At 68.7% G+C, this 14,491-nt stretch carries 14 protein-coding genes; 6 read left to right on the top strand and 8 right to left on the bottom strand.

The features are described from left to right. Positions 1–5: 5 nt before the first annotated feature. Positions 6–173, bottom strand: a complete 168-nt coding sequence (locus DAT35_RS14580) for an FmdB family zinc ribbon protein (protein WP_108067594.1) — start codon at positions 171–173, stop codon at positions 6–8. A 178-nt stretch (positions 174–351) separates the two neighbouring features. Here DAT35_RS14580 and DAT35_RS14575 point away from each other — a divergent pair, with 178 nt between their 5' ends. Then, positions 352–3,006 (top strand): ATP-dependent Clp protease ATP-binding subunit, encoded by a 2,655-nt coding sequence (locus DAT35_RS14575; protein ID WP_108067593.1) that lies wholly within the window; start codon positions 352–354, stop codon positions 3,004–3,006. A 9-nt stretch (positions 3,007–3,015) separates the two neighbouring features. Here DAT35_RS14575 and DAT35_RS14570 read toward each other — a convergent pair whose 3' ends face one another. Both DAT35_RS14570 and DAT35_RS14565 read right to left on the bottom strand, forming a co-directional pair. Continuing rightward, the gene (locus DAT35_RS14570; protein ID WP_108067592.1) at positions 3,016–4,002 is read right to left on the bottom strand and encodes a TerC family protein; all 987 of its coding nucleotides are present in this window, start codon (positions 4,000–4,002) and stop codon (positions 3,016–3,018) included. Next, positions 3,999–4,718 (bottom strand): OBAP family protein, encoded by a 720-nt coding sequence (locus tag DAT35_RS14565; protein ID WP_108067591.1) that lies wholly within the window; start codon positions 4,716–4,718, stop codon positions 3,999–4,001. Before DAT35_RS14565 ends, DAT35_RS14570 begins: the two co-directional genes overlap by 4 nt. Positions 4,719–4,939: 221 nt before the next feature. Here DAT35_RS14565 and DAT35_RS14560 point away from each other — a divergent pair, with 221 nt between their 5' ends. Beyond that, entirely contained in the window at positions 4,940–5,353 is a 414-nt protein-coding gene (locus DAT35_RS14560; RefSeq protein WP_108067590.1) for a hypothetical protein, read from the top strand. A 57-nt stretch (positions 5,354–5,410) separates the two neighbouring features. Here DAT35_RS14560 and DAT35_RS14555 read toward each other — a convergent pair whose 3' ends face one another. The 5 genes from DAT35_RS14555 to DAT35_RS14535 form a co-directional block, all read right to left on the bottom strand. Next, a complete protein-coding gene (locus tag DAT35_RS14555) occupies positions 5,411–7,414 on the bottom strand; it encodes a prolyl oligopeptidase family serine peptidase (RefSeq protein ID WP_108067589.1) in 2,004 nt (667 codons plus the stop codon). A 200-nt stretch (positions 7,415–7,614) separates the two neighbouring features. Then, positions 7,615–8,313, bottom strand: coding sequence for a hypothetical protein (locus DAT35_RS14550; RefSeq protein WP_146209711.1), 699 nt, complete (start codon positions 8,311–8,313; stop codon positions 7,615–7,617). A gap of 139 nt (positions 8,314–8,452) precedes the next feature. Then, positions 8,453–8,779, bottom strand: coding sequence for a divalent-cation tolerance protein CutA (gene cutA, locus DAT35_RS14545; protein ID WP_108067587.1), 327 nt, complete (start codon positions 8,777–8,779; stop codon positions 8,453–8,455). A 92-nt stretch (positions 8,780–8,871) separates the two neighbouring features. Then, the gene (locus tag DAT35_RS14540) at positions 8,872–9,303 is read right to left on the bottom strand and encodes a hypothetical protein (protein ID WP_146209710.1); all 432 of its coding nucleotides are present in this window, start codon (positions 9,301–9,303) and stop codon (positions 8,872–8,874) included. Between the two features lie 13 nt (positions 9,304–9,316). Continuing rightward, positions 9,317–9,931 (bottom strand): hypothetical protein, encoded by a 615-nt coding sequence (locus DAT35_RS14535; protein WP_108067585.1) that lies wholly within the window; start codon positions 9,929–9,931, stop codon positions 9,317–9,319. 661 nt (positions 9,932–10,592) lie between these two features. On the opposite strand from DAT35_RS14535, the gene DAT35_RS14530 reads away from it, so the two are divergent. The 4 genes from DAT35_RS14530 to DAT35_RS14515 are packed head-to-tail and all read left to right on the top strand — an operon-like array spanning position 10,593 to position 14,476. After that, complete coding sequence (locus DAT35_RS14530; protein ID WP_108067584.1) at positions 10,593–11,762, top strand: response regulator; 1,170 nt, start codon at positions 10,593–10,595, stop codon at positions 11,760–11,762. A gap of 44 nt (positions 11,763–11,806) precedes the next feature. Then, entirely contained in the window at positions 11,807–12,190 is a 384-nt protein-coding gene (locus tag DAT35_RS14525; RefSeq protein ID WP_108067583.1) for a PleD family two-component system response regulator, read from the top strand. Then, the gene (locus DAT35_RS14520) at positions 12,187–12,816 is read left to right on the top strand and encodes a GAF domain-containing protein (RefSeq protein WP_108067582.1); all 630 of its coding nucleotides are present in this window, start codon (positions 12,187–12,189) and stop codon (positions 12,814–12,816) included. Before DAT35_RS14525 ends, DAT35_RS14520 begins: the two co-directional genes overlap by 4 nt. Before the next feature lie 31 nt (positions 12,817–12,847). Beyond that, the gene (locus tag DAT35_RS14515; RefSeq protein ID WP_108067581.1) at positions 12,848–14,476 is read left to right on the top strand and encodes a chemotaxis protein CheA; all 1,629 of its coding nucleotides are present in this window, start codon (positions 12,848–12,850) and stop codon (positions 14,474–14,476) included. Positions 14,477–14,491: the final 15 nt, after the last annotated feature.

Below are 14,491 nucleotides of genomic sequence, written 5' to 3'. Positions count from 1 at the left end.
GTGACTCAGGACTTCTTGCTGGTCATGACATTGACGGACGAGATGCGCTTCTCCACGGACTTGGTGCGGTGGCACTTGGGGCACTCGGCCACGCGTTCATCGTGCTCCTTGATGTGCATGTGGCTGGTGAAGGGCTGCTTGCACTTGGTGCAGAAGAACTCGTAGTCCGGCATCGCGACTCCCTCCGTCGAGGTCGGGAGCAACTTCGGTCGGGCGGGCCGGGAGTGCATCGCCTCGGGGTCCAGAGCGCGCGGAGGAGGGCCTGGCCGCCCGTCTGGGCGCGAGGGCCTGACCGGTGGTTGCCCGGCGAGCACGTCCCTAGCTTGCGAGGAAGCGGGGGAGGTGCGGAGCATGGTGTGTGAAAACTGCCGGGTGCGGCCCGCGGTGGTGTTCCTCAAGCAGCAGATGGTTGATGGGCGCGAGAGCACGCTCGGGCTGTGCAACCACTGTGCGAGCGCGATGAGCGTGGGAGCGGGAGCGGGGCCCCTGGGATTGGAGGGCCTGCTCGCGCAGATGATGGGCCCCCGGCCGAAGCGGGAGAACCTGCTCGCGCAGTTGTCGGAGCAGGCGCAGCAGGTGCTGGAGCACGCGGCGCGGCTGTCGCTGGAGTGGGGCTCCGAGCGCATCCGCAACGAGCACCTGCTGCTGGCGCTCATCCAGAAGGTGCCGGAGATTCGCTCGTTGCTCGAGGAGGAGGGCACGGACGTCGAGGAGTACGAGGCCCGGCTGGAGCAGGTGATGGGGCGGAGGCAGCCGCGTCAGGCCGAGGGCGTGGGATTGTCCTCGGGGGTGAAGCGCGTGCTGCAACTGGCGCGGCTTCAGGCGGTGCAGATGGGGCACACCTTCATTGGCCCCGAGCATCTGCTGCTCGCCATCATGGCCGAGGGCGAGAGCTTCGCCGCCCAGTTCCTCTCCGACATCGACCCGGATGAGTTGCGGCAGCGGCTCGCGGGGGGAGGTGCTCCCGGGACGGCGGGGGCCACGGCCGGGAGCCGGGGCGCGGACAGGCTCCCGCCCAACCTCACACGCTTCACGAGGGATCTCACCGCGCTGGCGAAGGCGGGAGAGTTGGATCCCATCATCGGCCGCGAGAGGGAAATCGAGCGGGTCATCCGCATCCTCAGCCGCAAGACGAAGAACAACCCGGTACTCATCGGTGAGCCGGGCGTGGGCAAGACGGCCATCGCCGAGGGGCTCGCGCAGCGCATCATCGCGGGAGAGGTGCCGGACCTGCTCAAGGACAAGAAGGTGCTCGCGTTGGACCTGGCGGGCGTCATTGGCGGCTCGAAGTTCCGCGGCGAGTTCGAGGAGCGCTTCAAGGGATTGATGGACGAGGTGCGAGCCCTCAAGGGCCGGGTCATCCTCTTCGTCGACGAGGTGCACACCATCGTGGGGGCTGGCGCGGGCGAGGGCTCGATGGACGCGGCGAACATGCTCAAGCCGGCCCTGGCCCGGGGCGAGCTCCAGTGCCTGGGCGCCACCACGCTGGATGAGCACCGCAAGCACATCGAGAAGGACTCCGCGCTGGAGCGCCGCTTCCAGCCGGTGCTGGTGGCCGAGCCCACGCCGGAGCAGGCCATCGAGATTCTCCGGGGCCTGCGCGACTCGTACGAGGCGCACCACCGGGTGAAGATCACCGACGCCGCGCTCACCGCCGCGGTGGAGCTGTCCGACAAGTACATCAGCGACCGCTTCCTGCCGGACAAGGCCATCGACCTGTTCGACGAGGCGGCGGCGATGGTGAGGCTGGGGGCGCGCACCGAGCCGGGCCGCATGAAGGAGATGGAGGAGCGGTTGGCGCAGAAGGAGAAGGAGAAGGAGGCCGCGGTGGCTGGCGAGCGCTACGAGGAGGCCTCGCGGCTCAAGACGGAACTCGAGGCGCTGCGCGCGGAGCTGGAGGGGCTGCGCACGCAGTGGCAGCAGGCCAAGGGCGTGGCCGAGCCCACGGTGACGCCCGAGTCCATCGCCACGGTGGTGAGCGAGTGGACGGGGATTCCAGCGAAGAAGCTGCAGCAGGAGGAGTCGCAGCGGCTGTTGGAGATGGAGCAGGCGTTGCGCAAGCGCGTGGTGGGCCAGGAGGAGGCCCTGCGCGCCATCTCCGAGGCGGTGCGCCGGGCGCGTGCGGGACTGAAGGACCCAGGCCGACCCATCGGCTCGTTCATCTTCCTGGGACCCACGGGCGTGGGGAAGACGGAGACGGCGCGAGCGCTCGCCGACTACCTCTTCAACGACGAGAACGCGATGCTGCGCTTCGACATGTCCGAGTACCTGGAGCGGCACACGGTGAGCCGGCTCATCGGCGCTCCTCCGGGCTACGTGGGCTACGAGGAGGCCGGGCGCCTCACCGAGGCCGTGCGGCGGAGGCCCTACTCGGTGCTGCTGTTCGATGAAATCGAGAAGGCGCACCCGGACGTCTTCAACCTGCTGCTGCAGATACTGGACGACGGCCGGCTCACGGATGCGCGCGGGCGCACGGTGGACTTCAAGAACACCGTCATCATCATGACGTCCAACCTGGGCGCGGAGCAGCTGGGCCTCCAGAAGGGGACGCTGGGCTTCCAGCAGCCCACGGAGGGCGTGAACGTGGAGGACGAGCGGGTGGCCGCCACGGTGATGGACGCGCTGCGCGGCCACTTCCGGCCAGAGTTCCTCAACCGCATCGACGAAATCATCGTCTTCCACCCGCTCAACCGCGAGCAGCTCAACCGCATCGTGGACTCGATGCTGGATGCCACCCGGCGCAAGCTGCACGGGCAGAACGTCGCGCTGGAGGTTACCGAGGCGGCGAAGGACGAGCTGGCGCGGCGCGGCTTCGACCCGAAGTTCGGCGCGAGGCCTCTGCGGCGGGTCATCCAGCGCGAGCTGGAGACGGAGCTCAGCCGGATGATGCTGCGAGGAGCGCTGCACGAGGGGGCCCGGCTCCTCGTGGACTTCGCGGACGGGAAGTTCACCTTCCAGGTGGAGGGGAAGGCCGCCGGGCAGGAGGCACCGGCCCCGGTGCACTGAGCCCGGGCCTCACGCGTGTACCTCTTCGCGCTGTCCGCCGCGGGGCTGCTGCTCGTCCCGCGGCGCTTCCTTCTTCCCGGGCGCCGTCCCGCGCGCGCGCACGCTCCACCAGACCGAGACCCCGATGCACACCACGATGATCGCCACCGAGAGCAGCGGGGGCACGTGCATCCAATCGGAGGTCATCATCTTCAACCCGGCGAACGCGAGCACCGCCGCGAGTCCCCAGTGCAGATAGCGCAGCTCGTGCACCGTCTTCGCCAGGGCGATGTAGAGCGCTCGCAGCCCGAGGATGGCGAAGACATTGGACGTGTAGACCACGAACACGTCGCGGCTCACGGACAGCGCCGCGGGCACCGAGTCGATGGCGAAGGCCACGTCCGACAGCTCGATGGCGATCAGCGCGATGAGCAGGGGCGTCGCCTGCATCTTGCCGTTCACACGCTTGAAGAAGCGTTTCCCCTCGAACTCCGTCGTCACGGGCAGGTGCTTCTCCAGCCACTCCACCAGCTTGTTGTTGTCCGGCTCGTCTGAGGGATGGCGGCGCGCCACTCGGAAGGCCGCGACGAGCAGGATGGCGCCGAAGATGTAGACGACCCAGTGCCAGTGCTCGAGCGCCTCCATGCCCAGGAGGATGAACAGGGCTCGGAACACGAGCGCTCCGAAGATGCCCCAGAAGAGCACCCGGCGTTGCTTGTCCCCGGGCACGCCCAGGCTGGAGAAGATGACGAGGAAGACGAAGAGGTTGTCCAGGCTGAGGCTCTTCTCGATGAGGTAGGCGCCCAGGTATTCCTGCGCGGTGGTGTCGCCATGCCTCGCCCAGACGAAGCCCGCGAAGGCCAGGCCCATCAGTACCCACGCGGCGCTCCAGGCATACGCCGCCTTCTTCGACTCGCCATGCTTCTTGCGGTGGGCCAGCAGGTCGATGCCGATCATCGCCAACACGATCACCCCGAAGAGGCTCCACTCCCACGGGGCGACCGGGTGGGCGTTCATTCACGCGCTCCCGGCGCCGAGGGCTCCGAGATGGGCAGGGCGTCCTTCAGTGTGTCCTCGCCCCGTTGGGGATGCGCCAGCTCCGCCAAGCCGGCCCGCTCCGCTCTCTTGCGCTCGGGGTCGAGCCCCAGGCGTGCATCCCGCTCGCGCGTCAGCCGTGGATCGATCTCCCCCTCCCGGTTGAAGGACCAGGCCAGGCACGGCTCACCCATGGGCAGCGGCTCCGCCTCGTGCCCGATGCCTCCCGTCAGCCAGAAGTGCCACGTCTTGCCGTAGCTGTTCACCTGGCGGCGCATCCACTCCATCTCCGCCCGCGCGGGGAGGTCCGGCGCCACGAGCTGGCCGGAGAGGATTTCATGGTTGTGCGGGTGCCAGTACGGCTTCTCGTCCTCGGGGAGCGTGTCGTACAGGCGCTCGGAGATGATGAACTCCACCCCGGTGAGCCGGGCATCCGCGCCGTCGCCGTCGAAGAGGACGCACTGCAGGAAGTCCTCGTTCACCTGGTGGCAGTAGTGGTGGACCTCCAGCTGCCTGTCCGGGTCGTCCTTCAGGAGCTGGAAGCCGGTCAGGTGGACGTCGAACTGGCGCACCGGGCCGAGGTCCCGCAACAGGCGGGCACCCGTGCTCGCGGCGCGGCGAAAGCGGGCACGGGCGAGGACACCGGCCGCCATCGCGGCGGCCCCGAGCATCACCAGGCGTAGGAACGGGCGCGTCATGCGCACAACCTGACAATCCAGGGTGCCATCCACAACCGGGGCTGCCCCGGTGTACGGCGTGCGGAGAGCATGGCGCCCGTCCGTCCGCCCTCCCGGGAGGTGCTCACCCCCCGCCGTCCGCACCTGAAGTGAGGGTGCGTTGATCCACTCGGAACCCCTGCGCTCAAGAAGGAGGAGGCAGACCCTCACCCAGGGGGGGAGGGCAGCGCGCGAGGGTTGGCATGGACGTCACCGGAAGAGCATCGTACCAGTCGTGGTTGGAGTCCTTCGCCTCCGCGAGGGATGTCCTGGCCGGCACCGTCCACCTGCGGCGCGGCGATGCCCTGGAACTGGTGGCCACGCTCAACATCCCACCCCCGGTGATGAACGCCGTGCGCGTCATCTCCAACGGCAAGGGACTGACGGGCATCGCCTTCGCGACCCGGGAGCCGGTGCAGCCCCATGACCTCCAGGTGAACGGGGGCAGCGCCTGGGTCATGCACGTGCACGCCGCCGTGGCCCTGCCCGTGCTCGACGCGGCCGGAGAGGTGCGCGCCGTGGTGGGCATCACCTTCCTGCGGGAGGGAGTGCTCTCCGCCGAGCTGACGCACCGCCTCATGGCCGCCGCCGCCGCGCTGCCCGCCGACGTTTCCTGAGCCATGCTTCGCGGGGTGGAGGGACACCTCCCCACGAAGCACGCGCGCTCCTGGCGCTCAGCGGCGCGGGGGCTCGGAGGGCGCCGGCTCGAGCGCCACCGGCTCCAGCGTGTCCGCCAGCGCCAGGCCCATCACCCGCGAGTAGAAGGACAGCTCGGCCTCCAGCGCCTTCTTGATGTCGGCGTTGATGCGTGGGCCGTAGGGCTCCCCATCGACGAGCATCACCGCGGCCGGCACGCCATTGGCGCGCAGCTTGCGCACCATCTCCTCCGTCTCGCGCTGCGGCGCCTGGACGTCCTGCCGGCCCTGGATGAAGAGGATGGGGCTGCGCTTGATGTTGTCGATGTGGAAGCAGGGCGAGCGATCCTGCAGCAACTGCTTCGACTCGGGCAGGGGCCCGAGCACCTGGTCCACGTAGTGGGCCTCGAACTTGTCCGAGTGCTCCGTGAGCGTCTCCAGGTTGGCGATGCCGCCGGCGCTGGTGCCGCAGCGCAGGATGTCGCGGAAGGCCAGCAGCGACAGCGTGGTGTAGCCGCCGGAGCCGTTGCCCCGAGCCACCAGCCGCTTCGCGTCCGCCTTGCCCTCCTGCACCAGCCGCAGCGCGGCGTTGGCGCAGTCATCCACGTCCATGACACCCCAGTTGCCGTACAGGGACAGTCGGTACTCGCGGCCGTAGCCGGTGCTGCCCCGGTAGTTGACGTCCACCACCGCGAAGCCCCGGCTGGTGAAGTACTGGATGGCCCAGTCCAGCTTCGTCGACGCGGAGGCCGTGGGGCCGCCGTGGTTCATGATGAGCAGGGGCGGCTTCTCGCCCGAGGGCGCGGTGAAGTCCGGATGGGTGGGCGGGTAGTACCAGGCGTGGGCCTCGCCCAGCTCCGTGGTGGGGAAGTGCAGCGGCTCGCAGCGCGACAGGTAGGGCGTCAGCTCCTCCGGCAGCCGGCTGGAGGCCTTGAGCACCTGCGGCTTGCCGGACTCCATGTCCAGCCGCACCACGGACGCGGGCTGCTCCGGACCGCCGCCCACGAAGTACGCCGTGGCGAAGCCCCCGCGCACCTGGGAGATGTCCGTGAAGGGCGTGGGCAGCTCCGCGAACTGGCCCAGCACCACGTCCAGCCGGCCCAGCTTCCACTGGCCCAGCTCGTTGAAGGCGCACACCACGTGCCTGGGCGAGATGAAGGCATACGTGGACATGCCCAGGCTCCACTGGGCCGCGCCGAACTCCGCCTTGCGCTCCAGCACCGGCACCACGCTGCGTCCCTGCAACCGGTAGAGGTTCCACCAGTTGTTGCGGTCACTCACGAAGTACAGCTCGCCCTGCGGGGACCACTCGGGCTGGAAGATGGACTCGGTGGAGCCGCCGGCCACCAGCCGCGGGTGGAGCAGCTTGCCGTCCTCGTCCACGTCCGCCACCCACAGCTCGCAGCCGTCCCACGGCATGCAGGGGTAATCCCAGGCGAGCCACGCCAGACGCCGGCCATTGGGGCTGAGCACGGGCGAGGAGTAGAAGTCCCGCCCCTCCATCAGCACCGTCTGCTTCTGCCCGTCGATGTCCACCGCCACCAGCGAGATGCGCGGCTGGCCGTCCTTCAGGTTGCGCCAGTCCTCGCGCACGCACAGCACGCGGTTGCGCGAGCGGTCGATGCTCAGGTCTCCATAGCGGTGCTTGCCGCCCGTGTCCGGCGTGAGCGGCACCGGCGTGCGGCCCGGATTCACCCGGTACAGCCGCTGGTCCGGGTGCGTGCCGGTGCTCGAGTGGTTGACGAAGACCACCAGCCCCTCGGACACCGCGAACGAACCACCTCCATGGCCGTACACCAGACTGCGCGAGCTGTAGGCCGGCCGGCCCTCTCCGGGGATGGGCAGGATGTCCGAGACGGCCCCGTCCGCGGTGCGCCGCACGAGGGCATGCCGTCCCCGCTCGCCCGGGCGGACTTCCAACCAGTACACATCATCGCCATCGACGGCCACCTCGCCCAACGAGAGCGTCTGGGTGGCGATCATGTCGGCGGTGATGGGGGACTTCCATGAACCGTAGGGAGCCTCCCGACTTGCGAGCGTCATGAGCAGGCCTTTCCTTGGAGCGCGTGAGTGGATTGCGCACAGTGTCTAGCACGTCGGCACGACGCGTCGTGCCGGGGGCGGCGAGCCGTTTCCAACGGAAAGTGTTGCATTTTACGCACCCCGCGTCGACCGTCGGGCCTGCAAGGATGGCGTGACGCTGGAAATACGGCCGCTCGAGTGGGAGGCCTTCAAGTGAGGGCTTAAAAGGTACCTCCCAGTCCGAGCAACCCACCGTGCGAGGAGACGGCCAGCACCGGCTGGAGGCGGGGTCGCGCGGAGACCGCGGCCGGCGGTGTGCCCTGCTCGGTGAGCTCATAGCCCACGATGGAACCGATCAGACTCAGGGGAATGCCGAGCACCACTCCAGCGAGGAATATGGAGGACATCGCCGTGCCCGCGAGGATGCCCACGAGGGCGCCCGAGCCCATCCCCACCAGGGCTCCGAGCAGCCTGCCATCTCCGCCAGCGACCTCGCCGCCCCAGAAGGTGCCCAGCGAGAAGCCGAGGCCGGCGCCCGCGAGGAGGCCCACGCCCGTCGCCTCCAGGCAGGGGAGGAAATCACCGGAGCGGCCGATGTTGGCGGAACCGCACAACCCATCCCCGGCCAGCATGCCGACAAACCCACCGCCCAGGCCGGTCAGGAGGCTGGCTCCCGTCTCCGCGAGGATGCGCAGCCCCCGGGAAGGGCGCTCGGGCTCTCTTGCCCAGGAGCCCGCGTCCCCGCCCAACCGCACGGGCGCGCGCTCCTGGGTGCCGGGCAGTCCGGAGTCGCTCGAGCTGCTTCCGGCGGCGGTCGTGGTTCGCGGCGCGTCCTCTGCGGCCAGGCCCACGCGGGGGACGAGCAACAACAGGGACAGGAGCAGGAGAATCCTCGACCCGGAAGACAGGGGAGTTGTCATGGCCGCGACGGTCTGCAACGCCCGAGCCGCCCGTTCGCCTCCCCTGAGCGAAGACACCTGAAGCCTCCGCTGGGACTTCCTGGCGTGTACAGCACCATGCACACGCCGCGCACTCCGGTGTGCACGGAGGGGAGTTGTTTCAGGGGACCTGACGTACGCTGTCGCGAATCCACTGCAAATACGGTGCGTGGCCTCCTTCCACGTCCAGCCGCAACACCTCGGGGCACTGGTAGGGGTGCACGGCCACCACGCGCTCGCGCAGCGCCTCGAAGAGCGGGGCGCGCGACTTGAGGATGAGCAGCGCCTCCGGCCCGTCCTGCACCTTGCCTTCCCAACGGTAGATGGAGCGCAGGCCGGGCACCACGTTGCCGCAGGCCGCGAGTCCCTCCTCCACCAGCGTGCGGGCGATGTCCGCGGCCTTGTCGGCCGAGGGCGCGGTCACGAAGACGACGATGGCATCGGTCATGGGCCCACGCATATCCGCGCGCCCGCGGACACGGAAGAGCCAATCGATGGGTTTCACTTCTCACCGGTGAGAAGTGGAATGGACGGGGAGCGTCAGAGTGAGCCGTCGTTTGGAGGGGCAGAGCTGCTCAATACGTACCTCTCCCGCTCGTCGAGTTCATCTGCATCGAGCGTCACATCACGTCTCCCTCCCTTGTCATCCAAGAGAATCCAGGAGTACGGACTCGGAGAATCGGATGATACGAGAGACTCACACTTCCATAGCCGACACAATTCAAACATCACCTCGAACTCATCACCCAGGTCCACCGGACTCCATTGAGGAACGATCGACACATACAGCACGAAGTCACCTGAAGTCTTGCGCGCGCCCACGAGGACACGCACCGTCTCATCGAGATCGATCGGCTCCAGTTGGGGGACCACGAGAACCTCTTCTGGCCGGACACCCAACACGCGCGCTACCCCTGAAGCAATTTCGTCAAAACCCAGATTTCTGTTCACGAAGAAGTCTTGCCAAATCACGTATCACTTCCCCCTAGCATCCGAATGCTCCGTGCACGTGAGCCCGTGGCCCCGGGCCTGGCCCTGTGGACATCATCGCCTGAGCCCGGGCCACGTTACCCCGGGCTTCGTGCAGGGCCAGAGCGGCATCCACTCCTCCCACGGCCACGAAGCGGCCCGCCTCCCGGCTGCCTTGAATGTCCCGGGCCAGCTCTCTCAGGTCGTCCACTCCCAGCCGCGCCTCCAACTGTCGCACCATCTCCTTGAGGGCCGTCATACGCGGCTCCGGTAGCCCCGGCCCTCTCGCTCCTCCGAGTCCGACGCCCGGGGCACTTCGAGCCTCGGACAGGGCGCGCATGCCCTTGCTTCCGGCGTACAGGGCTCCCGGTAGCAACGCGGGCGCCAGTTCGCGTGCAGCCTGCTCGTACTGGCCCTGTGTCAGCGAGTACGCCCCATGGCTTGTTCCCGCCGCCAGGTAATAGAAGCCCAGCGGCACTCCGAACGTCATGGAGTCGAAGGTGCCCAGCGCCGCGTGGCCCGGAGCGAAGTGCTCTTGGGTGAGGGCCCGCTCCGTTTCGTCGAAGGCCTCCTGGTAAGGTGGTGGCAGGTGGGCTCGCGTGGCGAGCACGCCCCCCGCCTTGGAGCTCATCCACCACCGGAATGCTGGAGGCCACGTCGTCGGCGGCGCGGCCCAGGCTCCGCAGCACGTCCCCGAGTTGCTCCCGGTTCGTGCGCATCGAACCGGTGGGCACGCTCGGTGACGGCGAGCCACTCCGAGCACGTGGCCTTCATGGCGCGTGCGCGGGTGACTGAAGCTGAGGACCCTGGTCACGGGTCCCCACCGGCTTGTCCACTTGCGTGCACGCCACGGGCAGCCAAATCCTTACATGCCCTACATCTCGGCTCGTGAGAGTTTTTGCCCGAGCGGATCATTCCTGACGCGCGATATGGAATGTTTTGCCTTTCCTGAAAATGCCTGGCCAAGACTGTGGATAGTCAGACAACAGGTTTTGGTAGGGCCATGTCCGACCCACATGCGAAGGCATGTCATCGTCGGTTAGCGGACGGAACAACCCCCCGGTCTTCCGAGGGAAGCCGTCCTCGGGAGCCTGCGGTGCTGGAGGAGTGTCCGCTAGCCTCCATGGGCAGGTCTCCGCGCGTGCGGACTGCAGGCGGGCAAGCGCGATTTCCCGTATTCCATTGCATGTGTTTTTCACGCAGTACTCCTCGATTTCTTGCACCCGTCAAGGAATTGGAGTCCCGGGGGGTCGGGTCCAGACAGTCTCACGGGGTCACGGGGGAACCGCACCATGCCACTCGCCACGCATGCGTTGTCCCATCAGTCTGGGGTGTCCGCGGAGCCGTCTCGCAAGGTGTTGCTCGTCGACCAGGCCAAGGAACTGCGGCTGTACCTGACGGCCCTGCTGCGCACCGTGGGCTGCGAGGTGGTGTCGGTGGACAACCTGCTGGCCGCTCGGATGGAGCTGAGCCGCTTCCGGCCCTTGATGGTGCTGGTGGACTGGAGGGCGCTGCCGGCGGATGGAGGGCCGGGGTGCGCGGCGTTGCGCAGCCATCCGCAGAACGGTGACGTGCCCGTCCTCATCGTCGTGGGAGAAGGCACGCCGGCGGAGCTGCTGGAGGCGTGCGTGCAGGGCGGAGCGGATGACTGCATGCTCGGCCCCGTGCGCATCACCGAGCTGCAGGCGCGGCTCGACGTGCTGCGCGACAAGTCGCCCTGGGCCATCTCGCCCCGGCTGATGGAGCGGCGCAGCCCGCGCACCGTGTTGATGGTGGGAGAGGCGGCGAGCAGCCGCGAGGGCCTGGGCGCTCACCTGGAGGCGTGTGGCCATCACCTGCTGTACGCCCCCACCACCGAGCGCGCCGTGGCCCTGGTGGCCGAGTACGGCGAGCCCGTCCACCTGTTGCTGGTGTGCACCCATGTCACGTCGGTCGAGGAGATGATGCGGGTGGAGCGCCTGCGCACCGAGACGCGCCTGGGGCGGGTGCACACCGTGGTGGTGACGGACAGCGACGTGGCGGAGGTGCCGATGCTCGGGCAGGTGTGGCTGAGCGCGCGCACCCTGGCTCCCCGCCACCTGTTGGCCCGCATCAACGGCCTCTTGCAGCGCAACGCGGTGGCGCTCCTGGTGGACGAGCGCGTGCCCTTCGTGTGCCCCGTGGAGTTCCGCGAGGTGGGGGGCTTCTCCTGGTCCTCCTGCTACTCCAGCGCGCTCAGCCCGGGCGGCCTCTTCGTGCGCACCCTGGTGCCCGCGCGTCCCGGTGCCGCGCTCGAGCTGCGCATCCACCTGCCCACCACGCGCGAGGTGCTCGAGGGTCCCGGTCTCGTCTCCTGGTCCAACCCCTATGCACCCCGCCGCAGCGCCGCCTATCCGCTCGGCATGGGCATCCAGTTCCTGGGCATGAGTCCCCGGCGCTTGATGCAGCTGCGCGAGCTCATCCGCGCCAGCAGCTTCGCCTGAGCTCCCGTCTCCCTTTCTTCTCACCCCCTCGCCGGAGGAACGCCATGCCCAAGAAGAAGATCCTCCTCGTCGACGACTCGAGCACCGTGCTGTTGCTGCACCGGATGATGTTGTCCCACTGCGGCTACGAGCTGCTCACCGCGCGTGATGGACAGGAGGCGCTCGACAAGGCCTCCACCGAGCGGCCGGACCTCATCTTCCTGGATGTCCTCATGCCGCGCATGGATGGCTTCCAGACCTGCCGGGCCCTGCGCTCGCGCACGGAGACGCGGGACGTGCCCATCATCCTCGTCACCACCCGGGGCGAGCCCCACTACGTGCGCCAGGGTTTCGAGAGCGGCTGCACCGACTACATCACCAAGCCCTTCGATGGTGAGGAGTTGCTGGCCAAGGTGCGCAGCCACCTGGAGGAGGCACGGCGCGCATGAGGGAGGAGCTCCGCTGGGAGAACGAGGCGTTGCGCGCGGAGGTGACCACGCTTCGCGCGGAGAACGAGCACCTGCGGGCCTCGCTCGCGCGGTGCCAGGGGGACGAGCAGCAGCGGGCCCGGCGTCTGGGCCGGGTGGAGACGGAGCTCGCCCATCTGGTGCGTCTGCGCGTGGCTTCCCAGCGGCTGCACGAGTCGCTCAATCCCCTGGAGCTGATGGACATCCTCCAGGACCTGCTCATCAACCTGGTCGGCTCGGAGATGCTGGGCATCTACGAGTTGGATGGCTCGGAGTTGGTGTTGCGCGTGTCCCTGGGGATCGATGCCGAGCGCTTCCGCCGGCTCCCGCTGGGAGAGGACGACATCGGCCGAGCGGCCCGCACCGGAACTCCCTGGTTGGGAGACCTGACCGTGGCAGGCAGCGCTCAGAACCAGACAGACAGTCCTCGCGCGGGCGTGCCGCTGAGACTGGGCAGCCACGTTCTGGGGATGATGGTGTTGTTCGGGCTGCTGCCTCACAAACCCTGTCTCGAACCCGCGGATCGTGAGCTGTTGGAGTTGCTCGCGACGGAAGGGGCGAGGGCCTTGTACTGCGCTCGCGGCATCGCCGCTGGCAAGCCGTCCTGAGTGGGCGGCCTCTTCGTGGGGGGGGACACCTTTGGAACTGGATCGCGAGCGGCTGCTTGCCACCTTCGCCGAGGAATCTGGAGAGCTGCTCACCGAGATGGAGGAGACGCTCGTCTCACTGGAGGAGCACCCGGACGAGGAGCGGCTGCGCTCCATCTTCCGGGGTGCGCACACGGTGAAGGGCGCCGCGGCCGCGCTGGGCTTGTCCGGCATGACGGACGTGTCGCACGTGCTGGAGGACGTGCTGGAGACGCTGCTGGAGCGGCGGCTGCTGGTTCCGGACGAGCTGGTGACGCTGTTGTTGGAGACGGTGGACCGGCTGCGCGAGCTGATGCAGGCGGTGCTGGCGGGACAGGAGCGGCCTCCCGAGGAGGACGCGGAGCTGGTGGAGCGGCTGAGGGCCAGCTGCGAGGCGCTGCGTCAGCAGGAGGCACCCCTGGGGTCCTTCGCTCCCACGCGGACCGAGGAGCCGGCGGCGGAGGAGGCGCCGGTGGGAGGGCGGCGCGGGCGCACGTTGCGCGTGGACGTGGAGAAGCTGGACCGCATCGCCATTCTCACGGGGGAGCTGGCCATTGCGCGCACGCGGCTGGCACAGGTGTTGGCGACGGGCACAGCCGAGGAGGCCCTGGAGGTTCACCGCGAGGCGGACCGGCTCCATGAGGAGCTGCAGGAAGAGGTGATGCGGGTGCGGATGGTGCCGGTGGGACCACTCTTCCGGCAGCACATGCGCACGGTGAGGGATTTGACGCGGACGGAGCGCAAGTGGGCGCGGCTGGTGCTCCGGGGCGAGGACGTGGAGGTGGACACGGCGCTGGTGGAGGGCCTGCGCGAGCCGTTGTTGCACCTGGTGCGCAACGCGGTGGACCACGGACTGGAGACGCCCGACGAGCGCAAGGCCGCGGGGAAGGAGGCGTGCGGCACGCTGATGTTGAGGGCCTTCCACGAGCCGGGCTCGCTGGTGGTGGAGCTGTCCGACGATGGCCGGGGCCTGCGCCACGACAGGCTGCGGGTGAAGGCGCTCGAGCTGGGGATGGACCCCGAGCGGATGACGGTGGAGGAGCTGGAGGAGCTCGTCTTCCTGCCAGGGCTGTCCACGGCGGAGGAGGTGACGGAGGTCTCCGGGCGCGGGGTGGGGATGGATGTGGTGCGCCGGAGCGTGGAGGCGCTGCGGGGCCTGGTGACGCTGAGCAGTGTGGAGGGCAAGGGCACCACGGTGACGCTGCGGGTGCCGCTGACGCTGGCCACCATCCAGGGCTTCTCGGTGGGCGTGGGCGACGAGACCTACGTGCTACCGCTGGATGCGGTGCGCGAGTGTCTGGAGTTGCCGGTGGAGCGGAGCGGGCAGCCCGGTGGCGGCGTGTTGAACCTGCGAGGCCGGTCCCTGCCCTATCTCCGGCTGCGCGAGCTGCTGGGCGTGGAGGGCTCCGGGCCTGGCCGGGAGAGCGTCGTCGTCCTGGGCCACGGAGGCAGCCGCGCTGGCCTGGTGGTGGACACGCTGTACGGCGAGGGCCAGTGCGTCCTCAAGCCGCTGGGCCGGCTCTTCCGCCATCTGCCAGGGGTGTCCGGCTCCACCATTCTCGGCAGTGGCCGCGTGGGGCTCGTCCTGGATGTTCCCACCCTGCTGCGCACGGCCATCCGCCAGCGGGCCGCCCAGGGTTGATGCCCCGAAGCTCCG

The sequence above is a fragment of the Vitiosangium sp. GDMCC 1.1324 genome (assembly GCF_003044305.1).
In the GTDB taxonomy this organism is placed as follows: Bacteria; Myxococcota; Myxococcia; order Myxococcales; family Myxococcaceae; genus Archangium.
Note: the sequence above shows the minus strand (reverse complement) of the source record. Positions and strands in the feature narration are given on the sequence as shown.

Excerpts from the sequence above, each read along its gene's own strand:
- DAT35_RS14580 (WP_108067594.1), bottom strand. The coding sequence starts at position 173 with ATGCCGGACTACGAGTTCTTCTGCACCAAGTGCAAGCAGCCCTTCACC.
- DAT35_RS14575 (WP_108067593.1), top strand. The coding sequence starts at position 352 with ATGGTGTGTGAAAACTGCCGGGTGCGGCCCGCGGTGGTGTTCCTCAAG.
- DAT35_RS14570 (WP_108067592.1), bottom strand. The coding sequence starts at position 4,002 with ATGAACGCCCACCCGGTCGCCCCGTGGGAGTGGAGCCTCTTCGGGGTG.
- DAT35_RS14565 (WP_108067591.1), bottom strand. The coding sequence starts at position 4,718 with ATGACGCGCCCGTTCCTACGCCTGGTGATGCTCGGGGCCGCCGCGATG.
- DAT35_RS14560 (WP_108067590.1), top strand. The coding sequence starts at position 4,940 with ATGGACGTCACCGGAAGAGCATCGTACCAGTCGTGGTTGGAGTCCTTC.
- DAT35_RS14555 (WP_108067589.1), bottom strand. The coding sequence starts at position 7,414 with ATGACGCTCGCAAGTCGGGAGGCTCCCTACGGTTCATGGAAGTCCCCC.
- DAT35_RS14550 (WP_146209711.1), bottom strand. The coding sequence starts at position 8,313 with ATGACAACTCCCCTGTCTTCCGGGTCGAGGATTCTCCTGCTCCTGTCC.
- cutA (WP_108067587.1), bottom strand. The coding sequence starts at position 8,779 with ATGACCGATGCCATCGTCGTCTTCGTGACCGCGCCCTCGGCCGACAAG.
- DAT35_RS14535 (WP_108067585.1), bottom strand. The coding sequence starts at position 9,931 with ATGAGCTCCAAGGCGGGGGGCGTGCTCGCCACGCGAGCCCACCTGCCA.
- DAT35_RS14530 (WP_108067584.1), top strand. The coding sequence starts at position 10,593 with ATGCCACTCGCCACGCATGCGTTGTCCCATCAGTCTGGGGTGTCCGCG.
- DAT35_RS14525 (WP_108067583.1), top strand. The coding sequence starts at position 11,807 with ATGCCCAAGAAGAAGATCCTCCTCGTCGACGACTCGAGCACCGTGCTG.
- DAT35_RS14520 (WP_108067582.1), top strand. The coding sequence starts at position 12,187 with ATGAGGGAGGAGCTCCGCTGGGAGAACGAGGCGTTGCGCGCGGAGGTG.